Annotated in this window: 16 protein-coding genes, 1 pseudogene and 1 riboswitch; all 17 genes and pseudogenes read right to left on the bottom strand. The window is 35.0% G+C overall.

Translation table 11 applies throughout. The annotated features are described in order from the left end of the window. Positions 1-151: 151 nt before the first annotated feature. Positions 152-685: a GNAT family N-acetyltransferase gene (locus ACIQZD_RS25860; protein ID WP_402907673.1), complete on the bottom strand. Its 534-nt coding sequence runs from the start codon at positions 683-685 to the stop codon at positions 152-154. 487 nt (positions 686-1,172) lie between these two features. Further along, positions 1,173-2,418: pseudogene (locus ACIQZD_RS25855) on the bottom strand (IS110 family RNA-guided transposase). Between the two features lie 205 nt (positions 2,419-2,623). Continuing rightward, complete coding sequence (locus tag ACIQZD_RS25850) at positions 2,624-3,463, bottom strand: tyrosine-type recombinase/integrase (RefSeq protein WP_053535418.1); 840 nt, start codon at positions 3,461-3,463, stop codon at positions 2,624-2,626. Between the two features lie 327 nt (positions 3,464-3,790). After that, entirely contained in the window at positions 3,791-4,567 is a 777-nt protein-coding gene (locus ACIQZD_RS25845) for an ABC transporter ATP-binding protein (protein ID WP_402907670.1), read from the bottom strand. Then, complete coding sequence (locus ACIQZD_RS25840) at positions 4,564-5,283, bottom strand: ATP-binding cassette domain-containing protein (RefSeq protein WP_402907667.1); 720 nt, start codon at positions 5,281-5,283, stop codon at positions 4,564-4,566. Before ACIQZD_RS25840 ends, ACIQZD_RS25845 begins: the two co-directional genes overlap by 4 nt. Before the next feature lies 1 nt (position 5,284). Beyond that, positions 5,285-6,112, bottom strand: coding sequence for a nickel transporter permease (nikC, locus tag ACIQZD_RS25835; RefSeq protein WP_402907664.1), 828 nt, complete (start codon positions 6,110-6,112; stop codon positions 5,285-5,287). A gap of 15 nt (positions 6,113-6,127) precedes the next feature. Then, a complete protein-coding gene (nikB, locus tag ACIQZD_RS25830; protein ID WP_402907661.1) occupies positions 6,128-7,057 on the bottom strand; it encodes a nickel ABC transporter permease in 930 nt (309 codons plus the stop codon). Beyond that, a complete protein-coding gene (locus tag ACIQZD_RS25825; RefSeq protein ID WP_402907658.1) occupies positions 7,057-8,616 on the bottom strand; it encodes an ABC transporter substrate-binding protein in 1,560 nt (519 codons plus the stop codon). Before ACIQZD_RS25825 ends, nikB begins: the two co-directional genes overlap by 1 nt. A 185-nt stretch (positions 8,617-8,801) precedes the next feature. Continuing rightward, positions 8,802-9,010, bottom strand: a riboswitch (cobalamin riboswitch). Positions 9,011-9,850: 840 nt separating this feature from the next. Next, positions 9,851-10,300, bottom strand: a complete 450-nt coding sequence (locus ACIQZD_RS25820) for a hypothetical protein (RefSeq protein WP_402907655.1) — start codon at positions 10,298-10,300, stop codon at positions 9,851-9,853. Positions 10,301-10,452: 152 nt separating this feature from the next. Continuing rightward, on the bottom strand, positions 10,453-10,728 hold the full coding sequence (locus tag ACIQZD_RS25815) for a hypothetical protein (RefSeq protein ID WP_402907652.1): 276 nt from the start codon (positions 10,726-10,728) through the stop codon (positions 10,453-10,455). A 70-nt stretch (positions 10,729-10,798) separates the two neighbouring features. Next, positions 10,799-11,164: a hypothetical protein gene (locus ACIQZD_RS25810; protein ID WP_402907649.1), complete on the bottom strand. Its 366-nt coding sequence runs from the start codon at positions 11,162-11,164 to the stop codon at positions 10,799-10,801. A 92-nt stretch (positions 11,165-11,256) separates the two neighbouring features. Next, entirely contained in the window at positions 11,257-11,751 is a 495-nt protein-coding gene (locus ACIQZD_RS25805; protein ID WP_402907646.1) for a helix-turn-helix transcriptional regulator, read from the bottom strand. 497 nt (positions 11,752-12,248) lie between these two features. Continuing rightward, positions 12,249-13,499: a dicarboxylate/amino acid:cation symporter gene (locus tag ACIQZD_RS25800; protein ID WP_402907643.1), complete on the bottom strand. Its 1,251-nt coding sequence runs from the start codon at positions 13,497-13,499 to the stop codon at positions 12,249-12,251. 514 nt (positions 13,500-14,013) lie between these two features. After that, the gene (locus tag ACIQZD_RS25795; protein WP_402907640.1) at positions 14,014-14,958 is read right to left on the bottom strand and encodes an ornithine cyclodeaminase family protein; all 945 of its coding nucleotides are present in this window, start codon (positions 14,956-14,958) and stop codon (positions 14,014-14,016) included. Between the two features lie 225 nt (positions 14,959-15,183). Further along, entirely contained in the window at positions 15,184-15,798 is a 615-nt protein-coding gene (locus ACIQZD_RS25790; RefSeq protein ID WP_402907637.1) for a class I SAM-dependent methyltransferase, read from the bottom strand. A gap of 32 nt (positions 15,799-15,830) precedes the next feature. Beyond that, positions 15,831-15,977 carry a hypothetical protein gene (locus ACIQZD_RS25785; RefSeq protein ID WP_402907634.1) on the bottom strand — a complete coding sequence of 49 codons (147 nt, stop codon included), beginning with the start codon at positions 15,975-15,977 and terminating at the stop codon, positions 15,831-15,833. A gap of 361 nt (positions 15,978-16,338) precedes the next feature. Beyond that, positions 16,339-17,106, bottom strand: a complete 768-nt coding sequence (locus tag ACIQZD_RS25780) for a GNAT family N-acetyltransferase (protein ID WP_402907631.1) — start codon at positions 17,104-17,106, stop codon at positions 16,339-16,341. Between the last annotated feature and the right edge of the window lie 370 nt (positions 17,107-17,476).

Raw genomic sequence — 17,476 nt, 5'->3', positions numbered from 1 at the left:
TTTGGCATGCACAAATTTAGTATAGCATGAAATATTTTAAGTTTTCATTGAAAAATGTTGACTAACTATTAGCTGGTTTAGTTCCATAAGAAAAAGGTTGCCGCAGCAACCCTTTGTTAAACTAACGCACCTGTTGGCTGAAGAACTTTAATTACTTATTACTGTCAAATAATGAATAGACATAGGTATCGTGTGCTTTACCATTTTGATACATATATTTCTTCAAAACTCCCTCTTTTTGAAAACCAATTTTAGTTAGTAAATTATTTGATGCTTCATTGTCAATAAATACAACAGCACCTATACGAGTTAAATCCATAACATCAAAGCCATATGAAAGAACTTTAGATATTGCTTCTGAAGCATATCCTTTTCTCCACTGCTCTGGATGGATTTCGTACCCTATTTCTGCTCTTTTATGTTTAGGCAACCAAGCATTAAAGCCAATTGTTCCAATTATACCTTTGGTCTCTTTTCTTTCAATCCCCCAGCGTATGCCTCTTTTTTCATTGTAGTTTTTTGAAAAGAAATCAACGAACTTCTCTGCTTGTTCTATACTATGTAATGTTTCTTGTCCATAATAACGTGTTACATCGTTGTTAGAAAAACAAGCAAAAATACCTTCTGCATCATCTTTTTTTATTTCTCTTAGTTTTAATCTTTCTGTCTCTAATATTGGAAACATTAATAACTCCCCCTTGTTAGGCTCTTATGTATTTTTATTACATATAATACCATAAATGTAATTAGGTTTCTTATAGAACTAACCTCCCTCAATAAACTAAACACAATCTCACGATTGCTCTAGAATTCTTAGGATTTCATAGCCATATCATTAACCATTATCTTTGTAAGATCAGCATTACTCCTAAAGGATAAGGATTTATCGAAAAAAGTGTATGCTAAACTAGCCAATCATAGGAAAAAATTGGTTTAAGCAATGTTATGATCGCACTTTAGGATGTCCACATGTCTCATGGAGGTCAACCCTCCCATGTCTCACAGAGTCGATGCTCCTACATTCCTTCGTTCAACCTTTCCATGAGGTGGATGTCGGTCATGCTGCCCCACAGGATCTAAGCCCTCACGTTAGTTGCTTTGCCGACTAATCCGTGCTTCACTTTTAAATGAGTGTTAATTAAATGACCGGTGTAACCTTAAAATTCGATGAACTATGCGACTGTTTGATGTACTACAAATGTTTCCATATGAGGGATATCCTTTAACATCTTGTCTTCTTGAAACCTAAATTGTTTTTTACCTATTGAAAACAGAATTCGAATAAGCTTGTTACACAAGGCTATCAGAGATTGCATTTTCTTTAAGGGATTGTGAGAACGTGTTGTGTAATATATATGAAGAGCTTTAAAAGCCTTGTTCTTTGCCACCAGTATCATGGCTGCCCGGAATAAGAGAGCCCTCAATTTCTTTCGTCCCCGTTTGGTAATCTTGGTCTGACCTTTGTGCTTTCCGGATGTGTTTTCTTTTAAACTTAAACCTGCTAATTTTACGATTTGGCGAGGATGTTGATAGTCTCTGAGGTCGCCGACCTCTGCGAAAAACCCTGCTACTGTATCTCGACCGATCCCTGACATCTCTAACATCTGTGTGACACCTGGGATATGATCTAATAAATGATCTAATTGATGATCTAATTTTTCGAATTTTAATTGAATAAAATCATACTTCTCTAATAAAGTTCTCAACTCTAATTTCGCCATAGCTGACCCTTGACGAATACCAATCGAACGATTGGCTGCTTCTTTAAGTGCTCGTATCTTCTTTAAGCCTATACTGCGTTTTACCACTTGTCTTAAGGAAAGTAAGAGCTCTTCATCCGTATACTTTACAAGTTCATGTGGCAAGGATTCTAGCTTTAGAAAATGAATAGCTGCCTTGCCTTCCCAACTTTTGAACACCGTCAAAAATTCGGGAAAATAACGATCAAGCCAGTTATGAACTTGTCCCTGAACGACCTGTAAGTCAACATTGAGCAGATCGCGAAGTTTTTTTGCCACTCGGAGTTCTGCATAAATTCCTTCTGGAATTGTTGGTTCGGCGTATCTTCCGTCTTTGACTAACTGTGCGATGACTTTTGCATCTTTCACGTCATTCTTTGTAGGTGAATTATCGTCTAATTCTTTACTTCTTTTAACATGTAGTGGATTGACAGATACGAACTTAATATTATTCTCTTTTAGAAGATGAGCTAGATTTAACCAGTAGTGACCGGTTGGCTCCATGCCGACAATCACTTGATGTAGCTTACGCCCTTTAACAAGTTGGTTAATCCAATACTAGAAACGAATGAAATCCTGCTTTCGTATTTTCAAAGAAACACGTTTTACCCAGTTCCAATCCTCTAAAATCCTGTGCTCTCGCGACATGATTTTGCTTGGCGATATCTACTCCGATAATTTAGGTTTTAGAAGTAATTTGAGAGATTTTATGATTTTGGTTATAATTCATTGTGAGACCTCCAATAGATGTTTTTGTCCTTTTTAGCTGGCCAGCTTAGGACACATTCATCTTATCAAGAGGTCTTTTTTCGTTCAAACCTCATTTTCAGTTATTACAGGAATGCTGCCCCTTAAGAACAAAATAAAAAAGGACCCTTGGTCCCTTAAAAATACTTTCTATACAAGTCTCTCCGCATTGCACCACTTAGATATGCATAAATTTTTGTGGTTTCACTTTTTTCATGACCCATTAAATTTTGAATCACTTCTAGTGGGGCTCCATTATTTAATAAATTTGTGGCATAACTATGTCTAAGCTGGTGGGGATGAATGCTCTTTTTAATGTCCGTTCTCTTTGCTACCAGTTTTATAATGTTTCTCGCTTGAGATATACTCATTCGATGGGGTGCACGTGTTGTCACAAATAGTGCTTCCTCATGATCTTTTCGCTCATTTAAATATCGCTTCAACCATATTTCACAACGAGTATTGAAATATACTTCTCGTTCTTTATGTCCTTTACCTAATACGATTGCTGATTGATTAGAGAAGTTGATTGAGGCCCTATCTAAAGTTATTGCTTCACCAATTCTGCATCCTGTTGAATACATAAACTCAAATAAAGCATTCTCGAATGTTGTATGACAAGCTTCCCGCAAATGTTCAATTTCTTCTTCAGACAAGTATTTTGGAACCCTTAATTCTAATTTTGGTTCCTTGATTTTGGAAGCAGGATTTCCATTAATTAAATTTTCATCCTGAGCCCATCTAAATAAAGATTTAATAAATCGAATTCTGTGACCCAGACTGGATGGCTTAAGCTTTTCAGCTGCTTTTCCGAGATAAACTTTAAGAGAATTAGTTGAAAGTTCTTGAATGGATATATTTCCAAAACTATTCACCAACAAGTTAAATTGGACGTAATAGGCCTTTAATGTTTGTGGAGAATAACCCTGGATTTGCTTATCTGCCTTATATAAACCCCATACATCAGTTAAAATCATATTTGTTTCTCTCCAATCTATACCATATTAATAGACAGTATAGACAAAAGAAGAACTATTATACTAGATTAGTAGATTTAAGCAATAACACCTGTTAGCTAAAGAAGAAAAACTGCCTTAAAACAGGCTTCAATCTTCAGCAAATGCACCCTTTAGTTGAAGAAGGGCATTTTTTCAATTTAATTTGAATGTTTGGTTTTAAAACTATGCACAATCAAAAGGCCATATTTTGTGTGGATTTCCAATACAATATGTAATTATCTTTCACATGCAATCTTGTCGTTATCTAGTTCTTTTATTTGATTGCTTCCTATTAAAATTTTATCTCTATCCATCTAGCGTTTTAAATAGTAAACGGGAATAAGGATGTTTAAGCTGCTCAACGTCCCATCGATTAAATGTTTCGATAAGCTCTCCCTGATACATGACCGCTACTCGATCACACAGTTGTTGAGTGGATTGTAAATCATGGGTAATAAATAAATAAGATAATTGTTCTTGCTTTTGAATACGTTGTAGCATGTTCACAATAGAAGTTTGTGAAGTAGAGTCTAAGCTAGCTATTGATTCATCAAAAATGATAATATCCGGCTTTACTGCTAACGCTTTAGCGATACAAACTCGTTGCTTTTGACCTCCACTTAATTGGTCAGGATATCTGGATAAATATGTAGCATCCAAATCCACTAACTCTAGCAGTTCAATACATTGGGCCTCCCCATTTTTTTCCTTAGGAAAATAGTTTCGAATCGGTTCCGTTAGAATTTCTTGTACATTCATTTTCGGATGCAAAGATGCAGAGGAATCTTGTAAGACCATTTGCAGCCGCTTATATAGCTGAATATCCTTCATTGGATTGCCACTAATAGATTGACCATTTAATAAAATCTGACCAGACGTGATAGGTTCTACATTCATAATCAACTTGGCTATCGTACTTTTACCACTACCACTTTCACCAATAAGTCCTAGACTTTCCCCCTTTGACAACGTTAAATTGACTTGATTAACAGCTGTAAAACTCTTCTTCCTTCCAAACCACGATGATTTTCTCGATCTTATAGGATATTCTTTAGTAACATTACATAACTCAAGAAGGGTCAAAGGACGATTCCTCCTTGATCCATTTGAATCACACGATTCGCATATTTTTTAACACTTTTATCATCATGAGAAATGAGTAGAATCGTCAAATTCAATTCCTCTTGCAGCTGCTTAAGTAACGCTAAAACCTTTTCACGATTGATTACATCAAGAGCAGTCGTTGGTTCATCTGCAATAAATATCTTTGGTTGTAAACTTAACATCATTGCTAATAATACTCGTTGTCGCATTCCCCCACTTAATTCAAAAGGATATGAAGATAAAATCTGCTCTGAATCAAGCAAACCAACTTGTTTTAATAAAGAAAGTAGTGAGATTTGCATATCGTTTTTGTCCCACTTTTTCTTTAGCTTTACTGTTTCGACCATTTGCTTTTTCACCGTTTGAATAGGGTTTAATCCATTTAATGAATGTTGAATCAATAATGCGATTTCATCACGACGAAGCTGTTCTAAACGTCTTTCATCAAACTCAAGAATATTTTCATTCTTGTATATGATTTGCCCATTCGTCACACGAAATCCTTTGTCTAACAGTCCAACCAATGCATGTGCGGTTAAACTTTTTCCACAACCACTTAGGCCAGTAAGAGCAACCATTTCACCAGGAAATAACTGAAACGATATATCATGGACAATTGTTTTCCACTTTCCTGCATCTTGATAAGAAATTTCTACATGTTCCATACTTAATAAAGGATCTATGTTTGCCTTCATCTTACACCTCTTTATGAGTAGTAGAATCTAATTTTCTAAATCGATCACTAATTAATTGGCATGCTAATACGAAAAATAAAATGGCTAATCCCGGAAAAAATATTACATGTGGAGCAATTTGAAAATAAGCCGTTGCATCACGCAACATCGACCCCCATTCAGGAGTTGGTGGCTGAATTCCTAACCCTAAAAAAGAAAGTCCTGCAATAGCAAGAACGATTTTCCCCATATCTAATGCACTAAAAACAAGAACGGGTGTAAAAATTTGCGGGAGAATATAACGTTGCATAATACGCGGATGAGTATTTCCTGACATGCGTGCTGATAATATATAATCTTCTTTACAAACTTTAATCACGAGACTACGAATGAAGCGAACATAATTCGCCCAACGAACGATAATGATGGCAATAATCATATTTATAAATCCAGGTCCTAACAAACCGACAATCGTAATGGTGAGGACAATATCAGGAATAGCTAACGTACTATCAATCATTCGCATAAAAATATGATCCGTTTTACCGCGTACATATCCTGTTACTAGCCCAATTGGGATGCTAATCATTAAAGTAAACAACATAATGAGAAAAGCAGCTGTCACACTTATTCTAATTCCATAAATAATTCGGGATAAAATGCACCGACCTAAATGATCGGTGCCAAATGGATACATCCAACTTGGAGAAGATAGTCTATTAGCTAGATTAACAGCTATAGGATCATGAGGAGAAATCCAGGGGGCAAAGATTCCCACGAAAAAGATCAGCATAAGTAATCCGATCCCTACTATTAAGTTTATATCTAACCGATACAGCACCTTCTGCATGAAATAATCTTCCTCCTAACGAACTCTTAACCGCGGATCTACTAGAACATAAATGAAATCTACAATCGTATGAATAGCAACAAATAGAATGGACGCGAAAATAGCATAGCCTTGAATGACTGGATAATCGCGTATATTTATCGACTCAATAATATATCGACCCAAACCCGGCCAAGAGAAAATGGATTCTACAATAATACTTCCACCTAACATAAACGCAAAACTTGTCCCTATCATCGTCACAATGGACAATAAAGCATGCTTAAACACTTGAAAAACTAATATTCGTCTCTTTGACATCCCTCTTGCTCTAGCAGCTTTGACAAAATTCTGATTCATCATATCCAACATATTCGTACGTAAAACTCGAGCGTAAACTGTTCCCAACCCTAACCCCAGTGTTAGTGCGGGTAAAACAAGATGTTGCCACGTACTACGCCCCATAGAAGGAAGCACGCCATATTGAACAGAAAATAAATAAATGAATAAAAATCCAAGCAAAAAAGAAGGAACTGCGGAACCTAAAAGAGCCATAAGTCTGCCGATTTTATCTAATAATCCCTCTGAATAGATTGCTGTTGAAATTCCCAAAATAAAAGTAATGGCTAGCATAACTAATAAACTAGCGCCTGCTAGTTCTAAAGTAGCCGGTAATCTCTCAAATAATTCATTTACTACCGGCTTTTTAGAAACATAGGAATTACCCCACCGCCCAGTAAAAACATCCTTTAACCATTGTATATATTGACTCCCTATTGATTCCGTTATTCCTAGCTCTGTTCTTAATGAATCCAACGCTTCGTTTGATGCAGGAACATCATTCGTTTTTAACATAATCATAGCTGGATCTCCAGGCGATAACCTTAAAAGTAAAAAAGTAAGCGTAGCTACACAAAAAATGACAAGAACTAATTGAATCAGATGTTCTATTAAAAACCTAATCATTATTCCACATCAATTTGCGAATGATTATAGTAATACTCAATTGGATGAGCTACAAATCCTTTTAAACCGTCTTTAACAGCAAATACTGTATTTGGAAAAACGATATATGAATGCGGAATATCTTCATTAATTTCCTCTTGTATTCCGATAGCTAATTGATTACGCTCATCAAAATCAGTTGTTTGACTTAGCTGACTAATCATTCGATCGACTGAAGGAGACAAATATTTACTTACATTTGATTCACTATTAGGTCGGTAAAATATTTCTAAGAAGTATTGAGGATCACCCGTGTGTGCCGTCAACATACTGTACATCGATAAATCCCAATCCTCATTCGCTAATGTATCATCGATATTTTCTACTTGACGGATATTGACTTTCATTCCCTCAGCTAATAATTTATTCTGGATTACCTCTGCCATTACTGTTAATTCTGGACGCTGTGGAAACGTTAATAATGTCGCTTCAAATGGCTTTCCTTCTTTTTCCCACATACCTTTAGCATTTTTCTTCCAACCTTCTCGCTGCATTAATTGATTGACAGATTCAGTTTCTTCTTTATTTTCCACTTTACCAAACTGTAATACAGGAGAAAATGGACTATGCGCTACAGTCCCTTGCCCTTTCATGACAGAACTTACAATCTCTTCACGTGGAATCGACATATCTACGACTTTTCTCAATGCCAACTCTTTAAATAGTGGAGATTCCATATTGTACATCAGCATATGTGTTCTCAATGAAGTAGCTGTTAGCACTTCAAATTTTTTATTCTTCTCTAAAACAGCAATATTATCGACAGAAATATCGGTTGCTCCGTCTACATCTCCAGATTGTAAGGCCATTAATCTCGTATTGGCATCAGCGATAAATTTAATGGTCACTTCAGATAATATTGCTTTTTCTCCCCAATAATCTTCATATCTTTCAACAATAAGTGATTCATCTTGATTAAATTGTTTAATTTTAAATGCTCCTGTAAAAGCAGGATAGCTATCTTTGGCATCTATAGTCGCTACGTCTACAATGATTGTCGACGGGTCAGCTAAAGACGCTATTAAAGCCGCATTCGGTTGTATAGTTTCAATTTTCAATTCAGTATCTGATACTGCTTCCATAGACTTAATTTGCAATAGACCCTTCGCTCTTTGATCTTTATGCATAGAGCGCAGTAATGATTCTTTCACGCTTGAAGCATCCATTACTTTTCCATTATGGAAAGTTACATTATCTTGTAATTGAAACACCCACGTTGTGTCATTTTCTTGTTTCCATGATTTTGCTAGCCAAGCTGTAGGCTCTAATTCCTCATTAAGTTTAATTAATGTTTCCGCTGTTCCAGAACGCATGACCTCCCAGCTATCACTACCATGTGGATCAAGGCTTGCTGGACTCCACGAGAAAGCTAAAGTTGCCTTTTTATCTGAAGATTCTTCTTTTGTACCTTTGTTTATTGATGTTTCTTCTGTTCCTGCACATCCGATAAGCGCTAGAATACAAACTGCGAGAACCATCCATATTCCTAATTTTCGTTGGACATTCCAATTTTCTACCATTTTCTTCCCCCTATATAATTACTAAAAACAAAAAAGCATTTCTGACTATTTATAGAGGTCAGAAATGCTTTTAGTGATAAAGAAATAGGGTGCCTAAACATTTGGCCATCCAGCAATAGATGACATACGTACAGACATATGATTATCAGCATACTAACCACCTCCCTAAAAATCCCGTAGGTCTAACAGCGATGTTTAAATAGGCAGGTCTCCTGACTCAGGGCACTACTTCCAGTCCTTCCCAGGTATATCCCAGTGGTTTTTTCTGAAAGCTAACAGCAACATACTGCTTCCCAACACAGTGGCGGGTCCGTGCCGGAATTAAACCGACTTCCCTATTAAGCAAATAAAACTTTTTAAAGCTTCATTCGACACCTATTTTCTACATATGAAATTGTAAATATTATCTTTGTAAGCACTTACACTACTATCGAATAACATCAATATACTATCTACAATGATAATGATTGTCAATGGATATATATAACAGACACTATCTCCCTTTAACTTTCTGTGAAAAAGAAGGAAACTACATTTGAGTTTAGTGAAGATCATACCTTACCTTATAGGCCTGTTTTCCTCTTTTAAAAAGGCCCGTTAGGTCTTATAATAGCATTCCTATGGAACTACCTGCCCCGTTAGTTTCACAAGAGACAGATCCGATCATAAGCTAACGCACCCGTTAGTTTAAGTACACTCTTTCACAATCTTAATAATAAATAAATAAAAAAGTCGTCCTAAAAAACAGCTAATCATATATATTATTTTAAAGTAGTTGGTACAAGTTTTAAAAATTTACGGTAACAGAAAATAGTTAAAGTTAAGGGTATCAAATTCCACAGATAAAAATATGATCCATAATGGTTCCGTCTGCGGTTGTTATAAAACCGTCAGCGATTTTTATCACTACTATGGTCACCCATTTCTCACAATGGACATATAGATATAATCAGTCATTCACATATAGCCTTCGTGAGATTTCCTCTAGTGGTACTTCCCACAGTACACGGGGGATTTTTCGTGTGTAAAAGGTTTTTGATTATTACTGTAGTTTCGTGGCATACTAATTTCAGATGTCAAAATTGTCAAAATGCAACTATTGCAAATGCCCTGTATCAAACCTAAAAAGTTGATATGGGGTCATTTTCGTGTGTTCGGTCAACATTAGAACTAAATGAATAATATCCGGTTCGCTGATGATATGACTTACAGCGACTAAGGTTAAAAGCACCCATTAATTTAATAAAATAAACTTACGAACTAATTTGTAGTAAAAATAAAAAATTGAATAAGCAAATAAATAACTAACACCAGTCCAAATGATATTCCATTCATTCCTGTATACTATTTTTTCTAGACATACTAGTATGTACTCTCCAAAGGTTGTCACTAAAGTAAAAACTAAAAATGTAATAAGAATAGACATTTTTTTATAGTGAATAACACAAATAAATAAACAACCAAGTATAGGATAAAGACCTAAATCATACGGAATTCCAGTTAAAGATGATTCTTGAAATACTATATCCATCCTCCAAAAGTAGTTAAAACCCATTTCATTTATTAAAATACTTATTGCTACACCAATTGGATAAAAAATTATAAATAGCTTTGTCTGATTCCTAACCAAATAAGCACCTAAAATCCAAGGAAAAATAAACCCAACGATAATGTGAAAAAGCATATTTAACCTTCCTTTTTTTAGAATCGATTATACAGCTATTCTGCCCCTTTAGTTCCATAATAAAAGGAGCTGCTGAACAGCTCCTGAAATCAAGTAAAGCAAAATTACACTTTTCTGCAATCGCCCCCGATTGCGTAAAAACAAAGGCAAAGTTAATAAGGGCTATATTTATTAAAGGATATATATAAGAGAATGCCAACAAATATCATCATAATGATTGCCATAATTAAACCTATTATTGCTAAAGGTTTCTTCTCATTCTTTTTAAGTAAAGCTATAACACTCAAAATAATTGTTAATGTGATGCCAATATATTGAATTACCATAAAGAATTTTGGATATATATTGGTTAAAAGGGGATGTAAAATCAAGAATACTCCTAATCCAAATGAAGTAAAGCTTATCCAAGAATACTTTTTATCTTTCATATTTAAATCCCCTCGCATTTCTAAAATGAATTATCAAAATATTAATCCCTTATTAAACAATCCTGCCCGATTAATATTTAACTTTATTTTTGTTTCTAGCTAACTTTATAGCGAAGAACTGAGGAATCAAATTCAAAAAACTAACCAAGATTAATAATTGATATGGAGTTAGTGGCTTAAAATAGCCACCCCATCGTTCGTTCCCTGTCATCTCGCTGATAAAATAAAATGAAATTATTACAGATAATATATTACCAATAATAAGAAAGATTGAATTACTAACGAGTTTGCCGAAGAAAGCAAGAAGTGAAGTTACTACAATCATAATTAAATAGCCAAGCATTGAACGGTTAGCAAAATCTTGGTGCATTGAAAAATAAACAAAAGGAAAACAGTATAAACAGACTATTAGAATACCACTTACTATTTTTCTCATATTGTCACCTCTCTTTGTATATTTATAAATAGAACAAATATATAGGTTACATGGAAAACTTGGACAGCCGAAGACTATTATAGGTTGAGGTCTTATTCTTCATATATCCCTATACCTTTGTCTATCTCGATAGTCCCCACCTCTTGTAATTCATTTAAACGACTTAAACTCTCTTCTTTATCAAAAGAACTATGCCAACGATAATCATATTGATCTAATATACGGTAATGGTTACTAATCAAATTTTGTTGCAAACGAAAATCCCCTCTATACTCGACCTCTTTCCACCATATCTTACCACCCATTGTTTTTTCTTTAGGCGTACCACCATTTTTGCTAGCAATTAACTGAACAAAATCAACTGGATTGTCACCAATTGATGATATCAACAATTGGCTATGATTAAACAAAGCACAAAATGCAACAACGGTGGTCCAATTGGCTTCTGTTCTTCTTTTTTCAATTTGAACTAGTGTTTTTTTTGAAATCCCTAGAATTTCAGACATCTTATCTTGAGTAAAACTTTGTTCTGTTCGGACAAGTTTCATTTTTTCTGATATTAAATTGATGAATTCTTCTTTTTCCATATATACTAAATACTCCTTTTTAGTGTAATTTTACACTAAAAGTATAATTTTTCAACCAAAAATACCCTTTTTGAATAAAAAGCAACTTTAAAACACAAAGAAAAAAGCAAGAAATAACCTTGCTCTAAATAAGTTTGAAATCGGAATACTCTTAATTAAAGCTTGTTGAACTAACCTGCCCCTTTAGTTCCCTAAGAAAAAACCAACATCAATATATACTTTCGGTTAAACTTTTTTCAAAATGGTGCAACCTTATTACAAACGGTTAAACTTTGTTACGGTCGAATTTTATTTTAAACCCACAGAATGAACATTCGAGCAAAGTACCTAAAGGGAATGCATTTGGTTTCAGGTTTGAGTGCTTTTGAGAAAAGGTTTTATTAGCCCAAAAGTTTAAAAGGAAGAGGATTCACATTGAAAAGGGTGAGGTCCGAAGACCATCACCTCAACATTTGACGGAGAACAACAAAAACATGTGTGGTCCTTTTATCTTAATCTTATGCCTGAATGCTTGACTGTTCGGTTTGAGTTTTAATCCATTCTTCCTGACGGAACTCTTTTTCCCACTTCGAAACCACAATACAAGCGAGAACATGTCCAGGAGTATTACAAGCTGTACGTGCCATATCCAGCACACGGTCAATGCCTGCTATAATTGCGACGCCTTCTGCAGGAAGCCCTACTGCTGAGGCGGTAGCTAAAAGGACAACTAGCGAACCGGACGGAACAGCAGCAATTCCTTTTGAGGTTGCAAGAAGAACCCCCATTACAATCAACTGTTGGCCAAAATCCATTGGGATGCCATATGCCTGTGCTAGGAAAATAGAGCAAACAGAAAGGTACAATGTCGAACCATCACAATTCAGTGATAGCCCAGAAGGAATAACGAATGAAACAACACGTTTCGAACAACCGTATGCTTCCATTCGATCCATTAACTGAGGCAGAATGGTTTCCGTACTTGTTGTAGAAAAAGCGATAAGGAACAAATCCCATACCATTCGAAACACTTTAAAGTAAGAAATCTTCAAGAACCAAGCAATTATTGGAAACAGAACGAAAATAACAATCGCAAGCCCAAGATACACAACCGCAATCAACTTTGCCATCGGGATTAAAAGGGCAATACCATACTGACCTACAGAGGCTGCCATGAGAGAGAGTACACCAATCGGTGCGGTTACCATGACCATTTGTGTCAGTTTAAACATAATATTTGCAACAGATTCCATAAACTTCATTGCCGGCTCTGACTTTTTGCCAATTGCTCCAGCAGCTGCACCGAATAAAATAGCGAAGAATATAACAGCTAATAAGTCACTTTTTGCCATCGCATCAACAATGTTGCTTGGAATGATGTTAACAAGCATCGTTTTAAAATCGACAACCTTGGTAACGCTTTCATTTAATTGTGTGATATCTTTCTGGGCGAGATGGGACAAATTAAGGCCAGCACCAGGCTTTAAAATATTAACAAGTAAAAGACCAAGACCTAGAATCAGAGTGGTAATAAATTCAAACCAAATAATAGTTTTAAGTCCTAATGAACCCATTTTTTTCATGTTTCCATCGCCTGATGACCCAATGACAATAGTAGTAAAAACAATAGGCACAACAATCATTTTAATGAGATGAATAAAAGCGTCGCCAATTGGTCTTAAGGATTGGCCAAGTTCAGGAAAAAAATGTCCGATAAGTGCTCCAATAAACAATGCAATTAACACTTGAAAAGCAAAAAACTTTTTCATAGGTTGTCCTCCCTGAACGAAAGATTAATAGCATCATCACACATTTTATCAATTAATAGATAATTCCTTTCTTTTTTGACTATTGAATGAGAAAGAAGAAATAGCTTTAAAAAATTGTTTCTGCATATTTCATAGATAACCTCCAATGTAAAAAAATTATAAATATAGAAAATACTGTATCATTTTTTAATGATTTAGTAAAATACTGAATTACTATAAAGTTATACGATATAATAATAAATGCACTTCCTATATAGGTGTAGCTTTGAAACTGTTTAATCAAATTAATATAAGTAATCTTGATAAATGAACAAATAGAAAGAGCATGTTTTGATAAAAGATTAATCAAAACATGCCCTTATAATATTTAATTGGATTTATTAACCTATCCTGCCCCGATAGTTCCATAAAGAAAGAGCTGCCTTAAAGACAGCTCCGATCTTCAGCTAAAGCACCCGTTAGTTCTATAAGAAAAGCGAAGAAGATTCCTCAAACCATATAGGTTTGTGACATTTCAAATCCTCGCTAACTTTTCTGCCATTTTCATAATCTCATTTGCAACAACCACTTCAGTGCCAGAAAGTCCCACGGAACAAAACAATGTAACATCATTGATTGAAGTTCTGCCCGGTGTTTTTCCAGTTACGATGTCCGAAAGCTGTACAATATTCTGTTCATAAGGAGTATTGGCTAAAAAGTGAGGTGTTGAATAGGCACGTAACTGTTCAAGGGAATCTGTACTAATTACGGAGCTTTTACCAGCTACTTCTATGGGCAACTCATGTCCATTCATCGATTTTGGTCCAACAGTATTGATATGTACACCCGGTTTTAACCAATCCGCATCAATCACTGGTGAACGACTATTTGTAGCACAGATGATGATATCTGCCTTCTCCACACACTTTTTGGGTGAATCCATAGGAATTATATCCAAATCAAGTTTTTCAGACATTACTTCGGCAAACTTCTTTCGATTTATATCATTACGACTGTAAACCAGAACCCTTTTAATATCACGAATAGCTATAGCTGCTTCTAACTGAGTACGAGCTTGTATACCTGTTCCAATTATCGCTAGCTGTTCTGCATCTGACCGAGACATGGCATTAATAGCAGCTCCCCCAATTGCGCCCGTGCGAAGGGCACCAAGTGAATTGCCAATAATAACGCCTTTGAATACACCTGTCACGGAATCAAACACAGATACCAGTTGTTCGTGACCCGAATGATCGTTTGAATAGGTATCGTAAACTCGAAAGCCTATAACTTTTTCAGTCTCCGTTGCGGCGCCAGCAGTGAAAACCAAGTTTCCATTTTCCGTCTCCAATTGAAATCGAGGTGGTGAAACAAGGGTTGCATTTGCTTGTTCACGAAAAACGCGCTCAATTGCCTCAATGACGGGTTTCATTCTAGTCAATCTCAAAACGTCAGAATCTGTTAGGACTTGATATGACATGTCTTATATGCCCACCTTTCATAGAAACCTAGTCTAAAACGCTATAACTTTACACTTTTTACCTTTATTAACTAATCCTACCTTTCTTTTAGTTTAACATAAAACAACCATTTCTTTACTCAACACTCTGGCCCAATTGTTGAACAAAGATTAAACAGTACTCTTCAACTAACCTGCCCCGATATAGGCATAAAGAAAGAGCTGTCTTAAAGACAGCTCCGATCTTCAGCTAACGCACCCGTTCAATATAGTTATAAAGCATCCATGTTGGATATTATGTTGAATGTCTCCATATTCTTTTACTAAATGAGTATAGATTTCATCAAGTATTTCATTTCGTTGATTTTCTGTAAATCCTGAAAGCCAAGATAGAGAACCAACTCTTCCACACCAGTCTTCATTTGTAAAAGATACTGTGTAATTGAACTTAAATGTTTCTTTTAAGTCAAATTTATGTTCCTGCCATTCCTTAAACCACTCAACTGGAAAATTATTGATAAACTGTTTTGATTCAGCCTTAGCGCCAGCCGGTTTTAACTCTCCATTTGGCATATGTGCTTTAATAATTTGAATTGTATCATCTATAACTTTACTTTTTGATATAAACCCTGAATCCATTACAATCAATTTACCCTTTTTCGCCAGAATTCTTTTAATTTCATCTAGGGTTTTTTCCCGATTAAACCAGTGCCATGCTCTTAAAACGGTTACATAATCAAACAAACCATTATTTAACGTTGTAGATTCAGCGTATGTATTTATATACTCAATAATATTACCTTCACTCTTATCAATTACTTTCGCTTGTTCTATTAATTCTGCTGAAGGTTCTACTCCCACAACAGCTGCACCCTCATTATGTAAAACTCGACTTAATACTCCCGTCCCAGAACCAAATCCACCACTTTTTTATTGTTAAAATCTATTCCTCTAAGTTTTAAACTTTCCAATAACTCAACAGGTAAGTCATTTCTATATTGAGCGTAATTTTTTGCCACATTTCCAAAATTCACTTCCATCCATACCCCTACAGGAATCTTTTTCCAAAACATTAAAATTATAACATATTCTGTATGCACCCTTGTTGAACTAACCTGCCCCTTTAGTGCCATAAGAAAAAGGCTGCCTTAAAGACAGATCCGATCTTAAGCTAAAGCACCCGTTAGTTTAAGTACATTCCTTCACAATGTAGTTTGTTATAGGATAAAGAAGTATCATTCATAAAATCAATTACACTTCATTTTAAATACATCAATTTTTTCGTATATATCATCAGAAACAGTTTCAACATAAGTCCATCCTCTATTATATTGAATTGACCTTGTTCAAAGGGCGATACATATTAATATGTATCGCCCTTTTACTTCATAAGAAAACTCCTTATTCAAATACAACCATTTCTCCGACATCTATAAACCCAAAGCGCTTATAGATATTTTTCCCATCCTCTGATGCTTGTAAGACAACGGGTTTTTGTTTATCTTTTGTTTGAGTAAGAAGGTATTGAAACATTTCACTGCCATATCCTTTACCTCTAAATGATTCTTTTGTCATAACATCATAAATACCATAACTTTCTTTGCTATCTATTAGTAAAGCAGTAGATACAGTTAATTCACCGACGCGTCCAATAAACATTTGAATTTCTGAACCCAAATTTACTTCAGAAAACTTATTAAAATAATTTTCTAACGCATCTTTTTCTGGTGTACCTTCAAATAGGCTCATAAAAACCTCTTTATATTCCTTAAGTTCTTCAAAATTTCTCACATGAGTAATCATAAGCTGATGGGACTTTCTTTGACCAACATTAAGAGTATTTTCAAGTTTCATCATTACATTACGTTCTGCTTCTTTTAGGTTGTATTCTTGCATCAGGTCTTGCCAGCCAGCGTTCAAATACCGGGAGTCAATCCATGTACTAAAGGGATATTCTTTAAGAGACATATTTTCGATGCTACTTCTAATATTAAATGCATTTTTTATATGTGAAGATTTCGGCAAAAGTACATTGAATGTATCAGTGGGTATTTCTGTATTCGCCAAAACGAAATCTTCTTCTTTGATAAGCTTTCCATTAACCGCATGAGTGAATATTCTTATTTTTTCTTCAAGATTGTTTATAACTAATTGCTGATTTGCAATCATTTCTTTGCTCCTTCAAATTAAATTCAGCGCGCGCTCTTTTTTATTATAGGAGCAATTCAATTATAATAAAACAATGTTCACAGTTTCTATATCCTCCCATAATTTTCAGAAAACTTAAAGCGCACTTGTTTATTTACTCCACAATCTGGCCGATTGTTTAAAGAATGACTCGCATTCTTTAAACAACTTCATTATTTTTTAAACGACTTTATTGTAAATTAAACAACTTGATACAAAAATAGTCATAATCAAGGTTCGAATAAGTTACGCTTCTAGAACTATCCTGCCCCGATCGTATTATAAGGTCAGCCAGATATTTCTGGTTGAACAATTTTTATATCGATATATGATAACGGTAGCTGGGGTAGAA

It is taken from the genome of Peribacillus sp. NPDC096447, assembly GCF_044762725.1.
In the GTDB taxonomy this organism is placed as follows: Bacteria; Bacillota; Bacilli; order Bacillales; family DSM-1321; genus Peribacillus.
Note: the sequence above shows the minus strand (reverse complement) of the source record. Positions and strands in the feature narration are given on the sequence as shown.